The organism is Paenibacillus sp. MCAF9, assembly GCF_052114265.1.
Lineage (GTDB): Bacteria > Bacillota > Bacilli > Paenibacillales > Paenibacillaceae > Pristimantibacillus.
In genome coordinates this window covers 56,573-76,082 of the sequence record NZ_JBFREL010000010.1, presented here as the reverse complement: position 1 = coordinate 76,082, position 19,510 = coordinate 56,573, and the positions used below count along the sequence as shown (strand labels likewise).

General features: G+C 33.4%; 17 protein-coding genes and 1 riboswitch. All 17 genes read left to right on the top strand.

From position 1 onward, the window contains the following. The first annotated feature begins 27 nt into the window (after positions 1-27). The 17 genes from AB4Z45_RS17725 to AB4Z45_RS17645 all read left to right on the top strand — a co-directional run bounded on the left by AB4Z45_RS17725 (position 28) and on the right by AB4Z45_RS17645 (position 19,490). Positions 28-1,851, top strand: a complete 1,824-nt coding sequence (locus tag AB4Z45_RS17725; protein ID WP_076268468.1) for a polysaccharide biosynthesis protein — start codon at positions 28-30, stop codon at positions 1,849-1,851. Positions 1,852-1,883: 32 nt separating this feature from the next. Next, entirely contained in the window at positions 1,884-2,519 is a 636-nt protein-coding gene (locus AB4Z45_RS17720; protein WP_441910561.1) for a hypothetical protein, read from the top strand. A 41-nt stretch (positions 2,520-2,560) separates the two neighbouring features. Then, positions 2,561-3,445, top strand: a complete 885-nt coding sequence (gene galU / locus AB4Z45_RS17715; protein WP_441910560.1) for a UTP--glucose-1-phosphate uridylyltransferase GalU — start codon at positions 2,561-2,563, stop codon at positions 3,443-3,445. A gap of 31 nt (positions 3,446-3,476) precedes the next feature. Beyond that, positions 3,477-4,082: a sugar transferase gene (locus tag AB4Z45_RS17710; protein WP_441910559.1), complete on the top strand. Its 606-nt coding sequence runs from the start codon at positions 3,477-3,479 to the stop codon at positions 4,080-4,082. Between the two features lie 23 nt (positions 4,083-4,105). Continuing rightward, on the top strand, positions 4,106-5,005 hold the full coding sequence (locus AB4Z45_RS17705; protein ID WP_441910558.1) for an NAD-dependent epimerase/dehydratase family protein: 900 nt from the start codon (positions 4,106-4,108) through the stop codon (positions 5,003-5,005). Beyond that, positions 5,002-6,204, top strand: a complete 1,203-nt coding sequence (locus AB4Z45_RS17700; protein ID WP_441910557.1) for a glycosyltransferase family 4 protein — start codon at positions 5,002-5,004, stop codon at positions 6,202-6,204. Before AB4Z45_RS17705 ends, AB4Z45_RS17700 begins: the two co-directional genes overlap by 4 nt. 3 nt (positions 6,205-6,207) lie before the next feature. Further along, positions 6,208-7,227: a polysaccharide biosynthesis protein gene (locus AB4Z45_RS17695; protein WP_441910643.1), complete on the top strand. Its 1,020-nt coding sequence runs from the start codon at positions 6,208-6,210 to the stop codon at positions 7,225-7,227. Then, a complete protein-coding gene (locus AB4Z45_RS17690; protein ID WP_441910556.1) occupies positions 7,227-8,336 on the top strand; it encodes a polysaccharide biosynthesis C-terminal domain-containing protein in 1,110 nt (369 codons plus the stop codon). Before AB4Z45_RS17695 ends, AB4Z45_RS17690 begins: the two co-directional genes overlap by 1 nt. A gap of 5 nt (positions 8,337-8,341) precedes the next feature. After that, a complete protein-coding gene (gene wecB, locus AB4Z45_RS17685; protein WP_441910555.1) occupies positions 8,342-9,469 on the top strand; it encodes a non-hydrolyzing UDP-N-acetylglucosamine 2-epimerase in 1,128 nt (375 codons plus the stop codon). A 36-nt stretch (positions 9,470-9,505) separates the two neighbouring features. Continuing rightward, complete coding sequence (locus tag AB4Z45_RS17680) at positions 9,506-10,549, top strand: hypothetical protein (protein WP_441910554.1); 1,044 nt, start codon at positions 9,506-9,508, stop codon at positions 10,547-10,549. Between the two features lie 42 nt (positions 10,550-10,591). Further along, complete coding sequence (locus AB4Z45_RS17675; protein WP_441910553.1) at positions 10,592-11,797, top strand: glycosyltransferase; 1,206 nt, start codon at positions 10,592-10,594, stop codon at positions 11,795-11,797. An 81-nt stretch (positions 11,798-11,878) separates the two neighbouring features. Continuing rightward, complete coding sequence (locus AB4Z45_RS17670; RefSeq protein ID WP_441910552.1) at positions 11,879-13,144, top strand: O-antigen ligase family protein; 1,266 nt, start codon at positions 11,879-11,881, stop codon at positions 13,142-13,144. A gap of 59 nt (positions 13,145-13,203) precedes the next feature. Continuing rightward, positions 13,204-14,424 (top strand): glycosyltransferase family 4 protein, encoded by a 1,221-nt coding sequence (locus AB4Z45_RS17665; RefSeq protein WP_441910551.1) that lies wholly within the window; start codon positions 13,204-13,206, stop codon positions 14,422-14,424. A 41-nt stretch (positions 14,425-14,465) separates the two neighbouring features. Then, positions 14,466-15,728: a polysaccharide pyruvyl transferase family protein gene (locus AB4Z45_RS17660; RefSeq protein WP_441910550.1), complete on the top strand. Its 1,263-nt coding sequence runs from the start codon at positions 14,466-14,468 to the stop codon at positions 15,726-15,728. A 3-nt stretch (positions 15,729-15,731) separates the two neighbouring features. Next, positions 15,732-17,150, top strand: coding sequence for a lipopolysaccharide biosynthesis protein (locus AB4Z45_RS17655; protein ID WP_441910549.1), 1,419 nt, complete (start codon positions 15,732-15,734; stop codon positions 17,148-17,150). A 183-nt stretch (positions 17,151-17,333) separates the two neighbouring features. Then, positions 17,334-17,418, top strand: a riboswitch (cyclic di-GMP riboswitch). Between the two features lie 353 nt (positions 17,419-17,771). Beyond that, the gene (locus tag AB4Z45_RS17650; RefSeq protein WP_441910548.1) at positions 17,772-18,506 is read left to right on the top strand and encodes a hypothetical protein; all 735 of its coding nucleotides are present in this window, start codon (positions 17,772-17,774) and stop codon (positions 18,504-18,506) included. Positions 18,507-18,530: 24 nt separating this feature from the next. Beyond that, a complete protein-coding gene (locus AB4Z45_RS17645; protein ID WP_441910547.1) occupies positions 18,531-19,490 on the top strand; it encodes a copper amine oxidase N-terminal domain-containing protein in 960 nt (319 codons plus the stop codon). Positions 19,491-19,510: the final 20 nt, after the last annotated feature.

Sequence of the window (19,510 nt, the reverse complement as noted above, 5' to 3'; positions counted from 1 at the left end):
ATGTCTTTTGGCGGAGGGATGAGTTAGTTGAGTAATAGAAATAGAATGCTGGTCATACTGGTGGTAGATATTTGTATTATATGGATAGCGATTGGGGTATCCTATCTCTTTCGTTTTAACGGAAACATCCCTCCCATCTACGTGAGACAAATGCTTGAATTCGCATGTTTAACCACCATTATTTGTGGCAGCAGCTTAGCTTTTTTTCGAATGTACAGACGAATGTGGCAATATGCCAGTATTGGTGAAATTATTGAGCTGGCCAAAGCCATAGTGATTGGACTTGTTTTATCGTACGGAGCAACTTATGCATTAAATGGGGAACGAGTCCCTATCTCCATTAGCTCTCGAACACTTGAACTCATGCTCCTATTAATGGGAGGCTCACGGTTCCTCTGGCGCTTAATCCGAGTAAATAGAACCAAAAAGACCGCTTTGACAAACAATGTACTTGTTGTTGGCGCTGGAGATTGTGGGGCGTTAATTGCAAAGGAAATCATGACAAGCAACAGCTTTTTAGGCAATCGTATAGTAGGGTTTATTGATGATGATCCACATAAACGCAATATGCAGGTAGTCGGTTTATCAGTTCTGGGAACTAGGGTGAACATTGAAGAGATCGTACATAAACATCACATCCATGACATTATTATCGCGATGCCGTCTGCAAAGCGAGTGCATATAACGGAAATTATTAATATTTGCAAGCTGACCGGAGCAAAGGTCAAGATTATCCCTTCTATTAATGATTTTATCAAAGGGCGCCTTGCGGTGAAGGCATTACGCAATGTTGAAGTAGAAGATTTGCTGGGTAGAGAACCTGTTATGACAGATTTAGAGGGTATAGCCAATTATGTATCCGATAAAGTTGTTCTAGTAACAGGTGCTGGAGGATCGATTGGTTCAGAGCTATGCAGGCAGATTTCTTCATTTAGACCTAAAACCTTGCTTCTGCTTGGACACGGTGAGAATAGTATCTATACGATTGAGATGGAGCTTAAGACGAAATTCCCAAATGTGCATTTGGAAACGGTAATAGCGGACATTCAAGATCGAAGCCGTTTAGATGATGTATTCCGTAGGTTTAGGCCGCAAGTTGTATTCCATGCAGCAGCCCATAAGCATGTGCCGCTTATGGAACGAAATCCATCAGAGGCAGTTAAGAACAATGTATTCGGTACGAGGAACGTAGCTGATTGCGCGGATAAATATAAAGCGGAACGGTTCGTCATGATCTCCTCCGATAAAGCGGTTAATCCATCAAGCATTATGGGGGCTACCAAGAGAATTGCAGAGATGTACATACAGAGTATTAATACAATAAGTGAGACCCAGTTCGTGGCAGTACGTTTCGGTAATGTACTAGGAAGCCGTGGAAGCGTTATTCCAAGGTTCAAGCAGCAAATTGCTGCAGGCGGTCCGGTTACTGTTACACATCCCGACATGGTCAGATATTTCATGACGATTCCTGAAGCAGTACAGCTCGTTATTCAAGCGGGATCATTTGCAAAAGGTGGAGAAATATTTGTTCTAGATATGGGAGAACCGGTTCGTATTCTTGATCTAGCGCAGGATCTCATTCGGTTATCAGGTTACGAACCGAATATAGATATCGAAATAAACTTTAGCGGTATGCGCGAAGGCGAGAAGCTATTCGAGGAGCTGCTAACGGATGAAGAAGCAGTGTCATCCACACAACATGAGCGGATTTACATAGGCAAGCCAACACAAATCAATAGAGTAGAACTCGAGCTTCAATTCAAACGAATCGAGAAAGCTATTGGAGATAATCAAACGACAATTAAAGATGTTATCGAGCATCTTGTTCCTTTTTATTCACATGTATCTTAGCAGACAGATTACCATAATGGAGGAGATTACACATGCGTAAGAAAAAGTGGAAGAAGATATTAATTTGGGTCGCATCAATCATTGTCATACTAGGAGTAGGGGGCTTATTTGCAGCTAATTATGCTGTGGATAAGCTTATTTCTACGTTGGCTGCTGACCTTGAGGGTGATTTGTTGAATGAAGTGACAACTCCGGAGACGAAGACAGATGAGCAGGGTACGGATACGACGGGGAAGGATTATCCTTCTTCAACGGTTGATAATGATGAAACGACAGATAGTTCAAATGGAACTAAAGATAAGCCAACGACAGATAATACAAAGAATAGTGGATCTAATGATTCAAACGTATCTAAAGAAGAAGATAAGCCTAAAGACGGTTATAGCGGCGAGGTTTCTATAGACAAAGCTAAAGATCTACAGGAAAAAATAACGGTATCTGAAAAAGCGAAGGTTTCATCCGTATTACTAAAAGAGCTTAGTATGTCTGATATTAAAGAGCTACAAGCTTTAGCAAGCGGTGGAATGAACCTAGAAGAAAAGAAAAAGGCACGGAGTATTATTCTCGATAAACTATCTGCTGAGCAATATGATGAGTTGATTCAGGTAGCTAAGAAGTATGGGATGAGTCAAGGAAAGACTTATGATGAGGTTGTTAAGGAAAAATAAGTCACAAAGATATACGTTATAAACTCTAGGAGGTAGGCGATATGAAAGTTCGTAAGGCTATCATTCCAGCGGCTGGACTTGGAACAAGATTTCTACCAGCGACTAAGGCGATGCCAAAAGAAATGCTGCCAATCGTCGATAAGCCAACTATTCAATACATTGTAGAAGAAGCAATAGAGTCAGGAATCGAAGATATCATTATTGTTACTGGTAAGGGAAAAAGAGCGATTGAAGATCATTTCGATAACTCATTCGAATTGGAGCAAAGCTTATTTGAAAAAGGGAAGTTTGAGTTGTTAAGTGAAGTGCAAAAGTCTTCCAAAATGGTAGATATACATTATATTCGTCAAAAGGAAGCAAAAGGGCTAGGTCATGCCATTTGGTGTGCCCGTAAATTCATAGGTGATGAGCCTTTTGCTGTTTTACTCGGCGATGATATCGTACAAGCAGATAAGCCTTGTTTAAAACAGATGATTGAGCAGTATGATCGTTATAAATCATCGATTATAGGTGTACAGAGCATCTCTGAGAATGATGTATCTAGATATGGGATTGTAGACGGGAAAGAAATTCACGATCGACTTTATAGTGTGAATAACCTAGTAGAGAAGCCTAAGAAGGAAGAGGCCCCTTCTAATATAGCAATAATGGGACGTTATATTCTTAGTCCAAAGATCTTTGGAATACTACATAATCAACAACCTGGGGCCGGTGGCGAGATTCAATTAACAGATGCCATTGCCGAGTTGAATCGAGTAGAAGCTGTGTATGCTTATGATTTTGAAGGTGTTAGATATGATGTCGGTGAGAAGCTGGGGTTTATCAAGACTCAACTGGAATTTGCTTTGCAACGTGAGGACTTAAAAGACGATTTATTTAAATACTTACAGATGGTTATTGATCAACAAAAACAGAAAGTTAACTAATCATTTGATATACAACAGTGGAGGTACATAAATGTATATTCATTTAAAACGCTATGTTGACTTTATTATAGCTTTTGTATCAGTAATAATAATATGGCCTTTATTGGTTCTCATTGCTATATGCATTCAGTTAGACTCTAGAGGGCCGGTTTTTTTTAAACAAAAGAGAATAGGGATCAACAAGTCACACTTTTACATATTAAAATTCAGAACTATGAGAACTGATACGCCTAAGGATACGCCAACGCATTTACTTATGAATCCTGATATAGCAATTACTAGAGTAGGTAAACTTCTTAGAAAAACAAGTCTTGATGAGCTTCCACAAATTTTTAATATACTTAGGGGTGAAATGAGTATTGTTGGTCCTCGTCCAGCGTTATGGAATCAATATGATCTTATTGTAGAACGTGATCTGTATCGGGCTAATGATGTTTATCCAGGATTAACAGGATGGGCTCAGGTTAATGGAAGAGATGAACTTCCAGTAAGCGTTAAAGCGAAATATGATGGAGAATATGTAGAGCAAATCAGCCTATCTTTTGATATCAAGGTTTTTATCAAAACAATAATAAGCGTTATTAGGAGCGAAGGAGTAAGAGAAGGGATGTCTCAATCGTCTAATAAGGGAATATAGCTTTTTTTGAAAGGGTGGAAAGATTGCTTTATATAACTGGAATAACAGGTCATTCAGGAAATTGGTTTCTGGAAAAGTTAGAGAGTGAAAAATATAATGGGAAAATACGTTGTATAGTAAGAAAAAATAGCGTTGTAGAAAGATTGAAGAATTCCAGTCTTGATATTGAAATTGTATATTGTGATCTTAATGACATCGAGCAACTTAGAAAATCAATGTTAAATGTGACTACGGTAGTTCATATAGCATCCATTTTTCATTCTGAGCGAGTCGTGAGCGCAGCTTTAGAAAATAATGTAGAATGGCTGATATTAGTACATACAACTGGGAGATATTCTAGTTATAAGAGCGCGTCAGAAGAATATATCAGAATTGAAGATTCTATTATGAAGAAGCGTGAAAAAATTGGAATTACTATATTACGACCAACAATGATTTATGGATCTTCAAATGACAGAAATATGTATAAACTAATAGGTTATCTAAGTAAATTCAAATTTTTCCCTATGTTCGGTAAGGGAGAAAATTTAATGCAGCCTGTTCACGCTAAAGATTTAGGCTATGCATATTTCGATGTGTTAGTGAATCGTTCTAAGACATTTAATAAGGAGTATAGTTTATCAGGAAAAGATTCATTAAAATATATCAATCTAATTCGATGTGTTTCTCATGTTATAAATAAAAAAAACATTATTGTGAAAATACCTCTATCGATTTCTATTGTTGCAGCAAGAGTTTATAATAAATTATTTAAAAATGCAGTTATTTCTGTCGAACAAGTTCTGAGAATGCAAGAGGATAAAGCTTTTGATCATGAAGCTGCCTTGAGAGATTTTAACTATACACCAATATCTTTTGAGGAAGGGATAAAGGGGGAAGTGGAAGAGTTTAAACGTAGCAGTAAAAAGAGGGAAATAATATGAAATTGCTAATAGTTTGCCAATACTTTCATCCGGAACAATTTAGAGTAAGTGATATTTGCTTTGAGTTAGTAAAGGAAGGACATCAAGTTACTGTACTGACGGGACTTCCGAACTATCCTCAGGGAATAGTAGATAATAAATATAGATTTTTAAGAAACCGTAGAGAACGAATAAATGGTGTAAAGGTTATACGTTCATGGCTTATTGGTAGAGGTACTGGAACAATACGATTAGCTTTAAATTATGTTAGTTTTGCTCTGAGTGCCACTGTTAAAGCATTGTTTCTTGAAAAGAAACAAGATGCGATAATTGTATACCAACTTTCCCCAGTAACAATGGCATTACCTGCAATCTTACTTAAAAAAATAACAAAGAAACCATTAATCATATATTGTCATGATCTTTGGCCTGAAAGTGTTGCATCGGCAGGGATCTCAGAAAATAGTAAAGTTTATACTTTGTTACTAAAGCTAAGTAAATGGATATATACAAATGCAGATGAGATATTCACAAGCTCAAGGCTCTTTCACGAGTATTTTCAAAATACGTTGTTTATTAATAAAAAAATCACACACCTACCTGTATACGCGGAGGCACTATTTGAAGATATAGAACCACTATTGAAAAAAGAGCATTTTATTGATCTATTATTTGCAGGAAATATTGGTGAAATGCAGAGTGTTGAAACGATTATTTATGCAGCAAATGAATTGAAAGAACTCGAAAATATCAGATTTCATATAGTAGGTGATGGTTCATCTCGTCAGAAGTGTGAACAACTAGCTAAACAATTAGGAATAAAAAATGTTATATTTTATGGTCAACATACAATAGACAAGATGCCTCAATTTTATAAGTTGGCAGATGCTTTTTTAATTACTTTAAAAGCAAATAAGGTAATTTCCTATACACTTCCGAACAAAGTACAATCCTATATGGCTGCAGGTAGACCAATCATAGGTGCTATAGATGGTGAAACTCAAATTGTACTAAACGAAGCTAATTGTGGTTATTGTTCTTCAGCTGAGGACTACCTTAAATTAGCTGAAAATATTAAGAAGTTTGCTGATTCTTCTAAAGAAGATCATGTTATGCTCGCCAATAATGCAAAGCAATATTATAAAGATAACTTTTCAAAAGAAATTTATATGAACCGATTAAATCGTTTATTAAATCGATTATTAGAAAAGAGGATGTAAATGATGTTTACAGAAAAGACTCTATTAATTACAGGAGGTACTGGATCATTTGGTAACGCAGTATTAAAAAGATTTCTTGATACTGATATACGTGAAATCCGAATTTTTTCTCGAGATGAAAAGAAGCAGGATGATATGAGAAAGCTTTATAAAAATAATAAATTAAAATTTTATATTGGGGATGTAAGAGATCTGGCTAGTGTGAAAAATGCAATGCATGATGTGGATTTTGTATTTCATGCAGCAGCATTAAAACAAGTCCCTTCGTGTGAATTTTTCCCATTAGAAGCGGTGAAGACAAATGTATTAGGAACGGAGAATGTTCTAAATGCCTCTATTGAAGCTGGAGTGCAAAAAGTAATCTGCCTTTCCACAGATAAAGCTGCTTATCCAATAAATGCAATGGGCATATCTAAGGCGATGATGGAGAAGGTGTATATTGCTAAATCTAAGACAGTTTCACCAACAAAGACTCTTATTAGTGGGTCAAGGTATGGGAATGTTATGGCATCCCGTGGATCTGTGATACCTTTGTTTATTGAACAGATAAAAAGCGGCCAAGCTCTTACGATAACGGATCCTAATATGACAAGGTTCCTTATGAGTCTTGAAGAAGCAGTAGAACTTGTCATATTTGCATTTAATAATGCACAAGCAGGAGATATTATGGTGCAGAAAGCTCCAGCATCAACAATCGGTGATCTTGCACAGGCTGTTAGAGAGTTATTTCAAGCAGATAATGAAATTGTAATAATTGGTACTCGACACGGAGAGAAATTATATGAAACATTACTTACAAAAGAAGAGCATATAGTTTCCGAAGATTTCGGGAATTTCTATAGAGTGCCTGCTGACCAAAGAGATCTGAATTATGACAAGTATTTTATTGAAGGTGATGAACAGTTAGCTTCAGAAGATGAATATAACTCACATAATACTCAAAGACTCAATATTGAACAAATAAAAGAAAAACTTTTAGCACTCGAATATGTTCAAGAAGAGTTGAAAGGCTGGAATAGATAATGAAGATACTTGTTACAGGTTCCAGCGGTTTTGTAGGTAAAAATTTAATCTATGAACTTAAAAATAAGGGTTACTCAGATATATTAGAAGTCAGTAGATTAACAGATAAAGCATTATTAAACGAGTACACAAAAGAATGTGAGTTTGTATTCCATCTTGCCGGAGTGAACAGACCCCATGATGAGAAAGAATTCATGGAAGGGAATTTCAACTTTACATCGGAGCTTGTAGAATTACTAAAGAAGCATAGTAACAAGGCACCTATACTTATTACATCCTCTATCCAAGCTGAAAAAAGTAATCTTTATGGCGTGAGCAAGAAAGCAGGAGAGGATTTATTGTTCCAATATAGCGAAGAAACAGGAGTAAGATCTATCGTTTATAGACTGCCCAACTTATTTGGAAAATGGAGTAGACCAAACTATAACTCAGTAGTGGCGACATTCTGTTATAACATTGCAAGAAATTTGAGTGTTCAAATTAATGATTCTGAATCAGTTATTACATTGAGTTATATAGATGATGTAGTAGCTGAGTTTATTAGAGCTATGGAAGGTAATGAAAATAAAAACGGTGTGTTTAGTTCAGTTCCGGTCACATATAGTCTAACAGTAGGCGAGTTAGCACATAAACTTTATTCATTTAAAAATAATAGGGAAACATTGATTATGCCTTCGTTAGAGAGCCAGCTAGATAAAGCTCTATATGGTACATATTTATCTTATCTAGAAGAAGATAATTTCTCTTACAAACTAAAGAAAAACGTTGATAAAAGAGGTTGGCTGGCCGAGTTTATTAAGTCAGATAGCATGGGACAAATATTTATATCAAAAACTAAACCAGGTATTACGAGAGGCAATCACTGGCACCATACTAAGGTGGAGAAGTTTCTTGTTATTCAAGGTGAAGCAATTATTAAGTTTAGGAAGATTGATACTGATGAGATATTGCATTATAAAGTGAATGGGGAAATTCCAGAAGTCGTAGATATTCCGGTTGGATATACTCATTCTATTACAAATACCGGTGATGAAGAAGTGATTACTCTTTTTTGGGCATGTGAGATATTTAATCCTGATAAACCCGATACTTATTTTGTGGAGGTATAGAGAATATGAGTAAATTAAAGGTGATGACTGTTGTTGGAACAAGGCCAGAAATAATCCGATTATCAGAAGTAATTAAAGCAAATGATAAATATTTCAATCATATATTAGTACATACAGGCCAGAATTGGGATTATACTCTTAATGAAGTGTTCTTTAATGAATTAGAACTTCGAGAACCGGATCATTATTTAAATGCAGTAGGTGATCATCTTGGTGAGACTATGGGAAACATTATTGCCAAGTCATTTGAAGTATTATCAAAAGAAAAACCAGATGCTTTATTAATATTAGGAGATACTAACTCTGCGTTATGTGCGATTTCTGCTAAGAGGTTAAAGATACCGATCTTCCATATGGAAGCCGGCAATAGATGTTTTGATCAAAATGTTCCGGAAGAGATTAACAGGAAAATTGTGGATCATATATCTGATATAAACCTACCATACACTGAGCATAGTAGAAGATATCTGCTTTCCGAAGGGATAAGAAAAGAGCATATTTTTGTTACAGGCTCTCCAATGACGGAAGTGCTCCGTAAGAATCTAGAAAAGATACAATTTAGCAAAGTGCTTCAGGAACTTGATCTTAAAGAAGAAAAATATATATTAGTTTCAGCTCATAGAGAAGAGAATATAGACAATGAAGAGAATTTCACTTCACTTATGAAGGCTCTTAATAATATTGCTGTTAGTTATCAAATTCCTATAATATACTCTACTCACCCTAGGAGCTGGAAAAAAATTGAGGAGAGACACTTTGAATTTCATCCTTTAGTTAGGCAATTAAAGCCTTTTGGTTTCTTTGATTATAATAAATTGCAATTAAATTCATTCTGTACTTTGTCGGACAGTGGTACGTTATCTGAAGAGTCAGCCATCCTCGGATTTCCTGGCGTATTAATCAGAACATCTACTGAGCGTCCAGAGGTATTAGATAAAGGTAGCGTTGTAATTGGAGGAGTTACGGAGAATGAAATCGAACAAGCGGTAGCTCTAAGTAGAGCAATGTGGGACAATCAGGAAAAAATGCTCATGGCTCATGATTATGTAGATGATAACGTTTCAGCAAAAGTAGTTAAGATTATTCAGAGCTTTACAAAGATAGTGGATAAAGTAGTGTGGAGAAAAGAATAGACTTTTGGATAATCTAATGAATATATAGGAGGCATTATGAAAATAGCACTTATTTGTCCTTCAAACACGCTACATATGCCTTATGTGGAAAATTACGAAAAATTGCTAAGAAAAAAAAATGTTAGTTATACAATAATAAACTGGGATAGGTTTCAGATAGAAGAGGTCAACGAAAATTTCAAATATAGAGATGAAAAAATAGGTCACCAAAGGAATTACTATGATTATTATAAATATAAAAAATTTGTTGAAAAAAAAATGAAAGAAAATTCATTCGATAAAGTAATTATCTTTGGATTGCAACTTTGTTATTTTCTTAAAAGTATATTAATACAGAAATATAAAAATAAATATATTGTAGATATTAGAGACTATAATAAAATTATTAATATATTTAATGTAAAAAATCTAATTGATAATTCCGATTTTACAGTGATTTCTTCCTCTGGGTATAAACGATGGCTTCCAATTAGTGAGAAGTATGTGGTAAACCATAATACACAGGTGAGCAAGTTAAATGAATTGAAAGTAATAAAACCTATATTTAATAGAGAATTAATAAATATATCATATATAGGTGCTATAAGAGATTATAGTATGAATATTTCTCTTATTAGATCAATGAAACACAACAAAACTGTAAATTTGTATTACCATGGTGAAGGCATAATTAATGATGATTTAAAAAAATATATACTAAAGAATGAAATAAAAAATACATATCTTACTGGTAGATATTATAAAGAAAATGAAGAGGAGCTATATCTTAACAGTGACTTAGTAAATGTACTTGTAAGTAATAACGGTATAAATAATAAGACGCTCCTTCCAAATCGTCTATATAATTCTGCTCAATATAAAAAACAAGTCATTACATTAGATGGAACATATTTAGCAGAACAAGTTAAAAGATATAATTTGGGGTTAGTTGTTAGATCTTTTAATAGAATTGAGGATGAAATAAATAAATATATAAAAGAATATAGCGATGATGTGTACTGTGAAGGTAGAAAACTCTTTTTTGAACAGGTAATATTCGAAAATGAATATTTTAATGCAAAAGTAATCGATTTTATTTAACATAGTAAATACATTAGTGTTTTTTTGGAAAGGAGTGTAATTATGAAAATACTATATATATCTTCATTATGTTCTATTCAAAGATCAAAAGAAATGAATATGTATTTCAAAGAGAAGTTATTAAATATGCAAGCACAAAAGTTTCATAAGTTAATGATACAAGGGATGGTTAATAATGGATGTAAAATAGAGCACTTAACAACTTGCTCTCATTTATCAAGATTCATTAATAAAAGATATATAAAAAGTAGTGTCAATAATTGTGGCGGAATAAAATTTTATAACCTCCCTGTGTTATCGATACCGCTAGTTCAATTCATTTTTGCAAGTTTCTCAACTTTTCTATTCGTATTTTATTGGATCATTAAGAATATATCAAAGGAAAAGATAATTATATTTGATATTATTGAAGTCTTTCACACATTTGGTGGTTTAATAGCTGCTAAAATACTCAAAGTAAAAACAGTAGCGATTGTAACAGATTTACCTGGAAATCTTGTTGGAGCAAACAGTAGTGATAAACCAATTAAAAACTTAGTCATTAATGTTTACAAGTTATTTGCAAATAAAATTACGAATATGCATAGTGTGTATATTGTAATAACAAAGCAAATGAATGAGGTTGTTAATAAACGGAATAGGCCTAACGTTATAATAGAGGGTATTGTTGACAAGAAAATGAATTATGAAGATAACACAGTAGAATTTAAGTATGAAAAGAAAGTAATCTTATTCGCAGGAATGTTAGAAGAAATACATGGTATAAAAATGCTGGTTGAAGCTTTTAATAAAACATTAAATGTCGATTACGAACTTCATATATATGGAAAAGGAAGTGCTGAGGAATTTATTATTAGTATGGCAGAAGTTGATAAAAGAATAAAATACTTTGGACTAGTGTCAAATGAAGTAGTAGTGAAAGAAGAAATAAAGGCAACGTTACTCATTAATCCTAGGTTAACGAATCAATATTTCACACAATATTCATTTCCATCTAAAAACATGGAATATATGGCATCAGGTACACCATTACTAACTACAGCTCTTCCTGGTATGCCAGAAGAGTATTATAGTTATGTTTATATCATTAATAATGAAACTGTGGAAGGTTTGAGAGGGGCTATAGAATCAATATTATCAAAACCACAAGACGAATTACATCAAGTGGGTCTTAATGCAAAAAAATTTGTTCTAAGTAATAAAGATTACGATATTCAAAGTAAAAAAATTATACAATTAATAAAATAATAGGAAATATGACGTTCATATTAACTATTTTATTAATATTAGGATAAATAAAGAGATAATTGTTTTGTAAAGGAGTTTAATGTGAATCACTCACTAGAGACTACATTGAAAAATGTGAATATTAAAACTATAAATTATTTAATTGTTTTTTTTGTATTATACTTGTCCTCTTCATTTTATGCATTATCAATTCCAGGGTTTATTAATATTATATTAATGGCACTAATCTGTATTTTATCTATTTTTGTCAACTTTAAAGACATTATCATTAAGGTCAATTCATTATTTTTTTTCATTTTCATAGTAACAAATAGTGCAATAACTTACTGGATTAATGACGAGGATGTTTATAATTATGCAATTTTTTTGATATTTTTTCTAGCTGCATACTTAATATATTTAACAGTAAGTATGAAGGAATTCATTCTCATATATAGCGATATAATGTATTTTTTATGTACATTTTCAATTTTTACATTTATCATTTTGTTTGTTGCACCTTCTATATTTAATTTTTTTCCAGAAGTCCATAATTCCGCAAACTTAAAAGTTAGCAATGTTTTCTTTTCAGTTGTACATAAATCAGATTACTTTAATAGTAATTTCGGAATGTTTTGGGAGCCTGGAGCATTTCAGACTTTTATTAATTTGGCGCTATTTATTGAGTTATTTGTACATAAAGAGACTAGAGTTAATCGTATGATCATTTATCTAATAACGGTGTTCACTACTTTTTCTACAACAGGTTATATTGGAGCTTTTTTGTTAATAGTGCTCTTTCTTTTAAGAAAAAAATCAAATATTAAAGAAGAACTTAAAAAACGTAGGAAAATAATAGTACTTATTATTATTTTAGTAGTTATAATTATTTTGGTATTCGGCATACTACCAGATCATATAAAATTCAAAGTGTTCGGCAAGTTGGAAATTTTGATTAAACCACAGAGTGAAACAGTAAATGCTGACTATTCTTCAACCATTGTGAGACTAAAGTCAATAAACTATCCGCTTGAGGCATTCATTAAAAACCCGATGTTTGGAGTGGGATTTGATAAATTATATAAATCAGCAATAGATAATGCTTATTTTATGGTGACTTCTACCCCAGTGAATTGGTTCGCGTTATTCGGTATATTTGCCGGAGCAACATTTAATATTTGCTTATTTAAATGGACCAATTTAGTAAGAGGAGGAATTCTTTTTAAAATTTGCTTATGTGCTTTTTTATTAATAATTATTGCAAGTGAAAATTATAATAGAAATGCATTCTTTTTATTGTTTCTATTTTATAGTTTCGATATTAAGTTACCCAATAATACACTTAATAAACCAGTGGTAAACATATAGTTCTGACAGTTGGACAAGAATGCTTTCAATATAATTATTACATTGAGGGAGTTAAATAATTGAAGAATATATTACTAGTGCATCATTGGGGTTCAATTGGAGGAGCTGGTATAAGCTTATTACATATTGTTAGAGCAATTGATAAAAGCCGATTTAAAATCACTGTCTTATGTCCGGATTTTCCGAATAGTGAGATGATAAGGTTATTAGAAAAAGAAAAATGTGAAGTAATAGTTTCTCGGACATCTCCTAAAATATTTGCTCACTATAATGGAGGAATACCTAATGCAATTTCACTAAGTACAATTAGAAATGGAATTGAAATTTTAAATGATATCAAACGAATTAATAAATATATTAAAGACATTGATCCTGATATAGTTGCGGTAAATTCCATGACATTGTTTTGGATTGGTAGATTAGCTAAAAAAATGAATAAGAAGACTGTATGTTTTCATAGAGAAACATACCAAAAGGGATTGTTCGGAACTAGATCGAAAATTATAAAATATGGATTATCCAAGTGGTTTGATAAAATTGCATTTATATCTTGGAACGATTTCTATGAAACAGGAAGTACACAGGCAAGTAAGAAGGTTATTTATGATAGAGTAGATGTATCTTCCTTTAATAATAAATATGAAAAGAAAAATGCGAAAGAATTATTAGGCCTAGATCAAAATAAGAAGTATGTTCTTTATTTAGGTGGCTTGTCGGCACTTAAAGGTTCAGATGTAATTATGGAGGCTATGGTGTATGTAGATGATTTAGATGTTAGTTTAATTTTTCTTGAAAATATTAAATATATTGAAAAGTTGTCTTTTAAGGACAGTCATAGAATTCAAGATAAGATAAAGTACATTTTTCAAATGGGGATTAAAATTAAGACATTAAACATATATTCTAAAAATAATTTAGAGAATAAAATTCTATTTATGAACAAAACAGCATCGCCTGAATTGTATTATCAAGCATGTGATCTAGTAGTATTTCCTTCAACAAAGGCTCATCAATCGAGACCAATATATGAGGCAGGTATAGCTAAAATTCCTATTTTAATTACAGATTTTCATCAAACAAAAGAATTTGCTGACAATGAAATAACTGCTATTACATTTGAAAATAAGAATAGTAATGAATTAGCGAAAAAAATAGTTGGAATTACTTCTGGTGAAATAGACGTTAATACAATAGTTGATAATAATTATCAAAAATCAATGCAAAACCATGATTTAAATACATTGAGAGTTGAGTTAAATGATTTTTTTGAAATTGAATAAATGAGTTTTGGTAACTTAATATATTAAGGCGGAGAATAATCATGAAGAAAGCGGTTTTAGTAAGTTTTTTTAAAAGCAATAATTTGGGTGACTTGGCATTAAGTAGCGCCATTGAGCACCTAATAAGTGATAAGGGTTATAATATTATAAAGTATGATTTTCCATCGATGACGCGAATACAAGATAATACGATAAAGACTCCTGTATATGTACAAGAGAGTAACCCAGCAGGGAAGAAATCTATCTTAAGAACTATGCTTCGTAAGATAAGGAAAGCTTTATTTTTTTTATTTGGCGAAGTGAAAATAGTGAGATTATGGTATTATTTTGAAAACTTATTGAACTTTGAAAAAAGAAAAGTAATAAATCAAGATATGAAAACTACTGATATATTGGTAATAGGTGGAGGGAATATGGTCATGGATATTATTCCTTCTTGGCCTATAATTTTTAAGTATTATTGTTTGTTAGCAAAAAAGTATAAGAAGGATGTATACATAGTTTATATAGGAGCTGGACCTATAAACTATAAACAAAGTAAAGAAATCTACAGTCAAATGTTTAAACAAGCTAAAAAAATTACAGTAAGAGATCCATTATCTAGAGAGGTCTGTGCCGAGTTAATAAGTAATAGACACATTTTAGAAACTATAGATCCTGTTTTTTCGCTTCCCGTAAATCTTTTGGAATATAGAATATCTAATATCAAAGTGCAGAAAGAGGATTCTAAACTTAAGATTGGTATATGTATTCTTGGAATATCATGTTTTAATACACAACATATTTATGAAAGTTATGTAGAGGGACTTTTGAAATTAATCAAGCGTTTATCATTATTACTATCGGGAAAAGTAGAGTTTATATTGTTTTCTACAGAGACAACTGACTATATAGCTGTGTATGAATTAAAAAATAAGTTAGGATCTGCATTTTTAAAAGATGCAAGTATAATTCATCTAAATCAAGTAGATGAAGTTATAAGCTTGTTTAAAGAGTTGAATTTTTTAATAGGTGGTCGTATGCATTCGTTAATATTTGCACAAATATGTTTATTGCCCTTTATTGGGGTTGTTTGGCAAAGTAAAATCAAAGGATTTGGATATGTTACTAAATCAAATCATAGAATTTACGAGATAGGTAGTCTTAATATGAATATAGACTTAATTTGTGATGAGATAATAGAGAGTTTATCAAATTTAGAGTTGATAAGGGATATGAGTGAAACAAATAAAGTACTTAATAAGAAAGTTCAAGAAGGTAACGTTGTGCAGGCATATATTAACGAGATTAAAGGAATTTTATAAAAAATGAATAGTTATAATAAGTTAGCAAAAAATTCTGCTATATTTGCTATAGGTAATTTTAGTTCAAAGTTTATTTCTTTAATAATGCTCCCATTCTACACCAGTCAGTTATCGCAGTCGGATTATGGACAAATTGATGTTATTATAACAACCATTGCGTTGTTGATGCCAGTTTTTACGGTGAATATAGTAGAGGCCATTATAAGATTTAGTTTAGATAAGAAACACTATAATTATGGAGAAGTATTAACAAATAGTATAGTTATTATAATAATAGGTTTTATTTCATTGATTACTGCCTACCCTCTAATAACAAAGATAAACTTTATTGAGCAATACGGTTATATATTCTATTCTGTATTTCTGCTACAAGCAATACATACTTCAGTAAAACAATTTGCAAGAGCGATTAATTATAATAAAGTGTTTATGGCAAGTGATATAATATTTACATTTGTTTTTGTCGCATTTAATTTATTATTTATTCTTCTTTTGAACCTAGGAGTTCAAGGATATCTAATTTCATTAATTATCGCATATGCTATTGATCTTTTTTTTCTAATAATAAAGACAAACGCAATTAAGTATATTAAATTGAAATATATAGATAAAGGTAAAATGAAACTAATGTTTGTTTATTGTATCCCACTGATACCAAATAATATAATGTGGTGGGTAATGAATATTTCAGATAGGTACACAATAGTATATTATTTAGGGCTAAGTGCTAATGGTCTATATGCAGTAGCAAGTAAACTTCCATCCATAATTGCTAATTTTCATACCATTTTTTTCAATGCTTGGCAAGTATCTGCTATAGAAGAGAATGAAAGTTCTAATAAAAATGATTTCCATTCTAATATTTTCAATCTATTTTTCTTTCTAATGATACTATTTGCATCGTTATATATGATTTTTAATAAGATTGTTATAGATATTCTTGTGTCAGTTGAATTTTCTTCTGTTTGGAAGTATACTCCAATATTAGTTTTAGCAGTTGTATTTTCTAGTTTTTCTGCATTCATTGGTACGAATTACGTTGCTATGAAAAAAACCAAGGGTGCGTTATATACTTCCTTAATTGGTGCGACAGTAAATATATTACTAAATTTTTTATTAATACCTCATTTCGGTTTATATGGCGCAGCTATATCCACAATGGTAAGTTTTGCTATTATGTGGGTAATAAGAGTTATTGATACGAGAAAGTTTGTGAGTATTGCGTACCCAAGATTAAAGATGACATTAGCTTTGACACTAATCGGAATACAATTAATCATAAGCTATTTGAGTATAAGTATTATAGTGAAATCTTTAATTAATTGTATAATATTTGTTGTAATTATTTTTATTAGTCTAGAATACACAAAAAAACCGATTGTAGTATTGTATAGCAAATACCTTAGACGAAAAAGTATTTAAATGGTTATTATATTCTTGTTTAAAAACATTAATCGAAAAACACTTAAACTGAAATCAGTTAGTAATTGAATCACTGAATTTTTTAATTTTGTTGATTGATTCTATTTGTTTGACTTACAACAAACCCTATACACCCCCCAACAAATTTGTTACCATACCATTAAACAAAACAACCGCATAACCACACGATAAAGGCAAAACCATTGAAAAGTGGTGACGCAAAGCTACAGGGGCTTATCTTTGAAAAGACTGCCAGCCAGCTACCGAATATCGTGCCTCCCGCGTGGTTTATGTGGAAACATGGAGGTTATTATTATGTTCATGCGCGCAAACGTTGTACGTGAATGGCATCAGCTCTGTATGGGATTCAATGAATTGCTGTGGGAAGATTGCTTAGATGAGAAAAAGCGCATGGAAATTTATTTGAGGATTGTTTATCACAAAAATAAACTAGCAGCTGTCTCATGAACTAGCACGTGGCGTCGTTAACAGATCTGAAAACGCTATATCCGCAAGCTGACGCCCCGTCACTATGAAGCGTCAGCTTTTTTATTTTAAAATTTAAAAAGGAGATTCATATGCAATCATTGCTTCTTTAGTGGCTCATATGAAACCAAAACAATGAAAAAAACGAACAAAACACTTTTGATTATCGCAGGCGCTCTTGTTGTTATCGGTATTGTCATTTATGGAAGCATGAGTCTCTATTCGAAGTTAAATCAGGTAGATGAACTGAATGGGCGTCTTGAAGAAGCTGCAGATAGCAATGCAGGACAAGAGTCACCGAAGATTACGGAGCAGCCCAATGAACAATCTACTAATCAGACAGATCAGACTTCAGAACCTGATGCTACTCCATCACAAGAGTCTGATCTAGTTCCAACGACGCAGCCAGATGAAGTCCTTAAACCTAGTCCGAGCGCAACTTTGCCGCCAGATGAAGCGTCTAATAATGTAGACAAGGGACAAAAGCCGGATAAGGGATCTTCAAACTCCGAAAATAAGTCCCAAAAGAAAAAAGAGATTGATGCATCGGTTACAGCAAAGCTGGAAAAACTGAAATCTTCGTGTCAAGCAACTAGCAATAGCTTGGTTAAGCAGATTGCTAAAGAGCTCAGCGGGGATGAAGAAGCCACGCTTGCTACTATTCAAAGTAAATACCTGAATAAGGTATTTTCTGCGGAAGCCGATTGTGATGCCAGGTTCAATCAATTAATAAGCAATGCCAAGAGCGAGTATAAAGCAGCCGATCTAGGTGAGCAAAGCTTTCCGGATTGGAGCGCGCAATACGAGAGTGCGAAGGCTGGTGCTAGAGCCAATGCGCTTGCAGTAATTGCAAACTCGCTAAACAAGTAAGCTTTACTATTCTGAGGAGGCTCTATGAAAAAGTCACGTATTCTATCTATTTTTCTGGTTGTAATGATGTTGTCATCTGTACTTGCAACCGCTGCATCCGCAGCAACCGAAACAATTAAGACAAAGACACAGCCCATTAAGCTGCAATTTGATGGACAAGCGCTTAAACTGCCCGATGGACAATATTCATTTATTCATCAAGGAAGTACATACGTACCGATTCGTTATATTTCTTACGCGCTGCTAAAAACAGTAAATTGGGATGGTGCGAAAGCGACGATCTCCGAGCCAACAGAGAAAGAGCTTGCTGCGCTGAAGAAACAATTGCAGAGTGCCGCTACGGGCAGCCAGAAGCCGCAAACGAGCGTTACAATTGCAATACAGCCAGTTAATGCAACTCTTGTGTTTAATGGAAAGACGAAGGCATTGCCGGCTAGTCAATCCCTCTATGCCTATAAAGGCTCGATCTATGTGCCCATTCGTTTCTTGTCAGAATCAGTAGGCACGCAGATTAGCTACGATCCGGCGACGAAAACAGTTAGCGGTGAGTCAGCGGCATATCGAGCTGAGCAAGGTGGCGGCGGAGTAGTCCTTCCAGGCACGGGTGGCGGAACTGGAGGCTCTGGTGGTACAGGCGGCACGGGTAATGCCGGTGGTGGTAGCGTACCAGTTAAACCGACGTACGAGCAAATTACGGCAGAAGCAGAGAACAAGCTTGCTGCGCTGAAAGAGAGCTGCAAGGTAACTCTTATGGATATTGGATTGCAGTATGTAGCGGCAACGGATAAGACGGTTCAAGCTCAGCTTAAAGCTAAAGGACTTCAAGAAGTAGACAATTGCTCTGCAAAATTTGAAGTTATCATGACAGATACGAAAGCTAAGTTGACGGCGAATGGGTATAGCACAGACGTTCTTGCTTCCTACAGAGAAGCGTTTAACAAAGAGCTTGAAGCAGGAAGAGCTATTGCAGAGGGTTTGATGTAGCATTGCTTCTATACGGATAT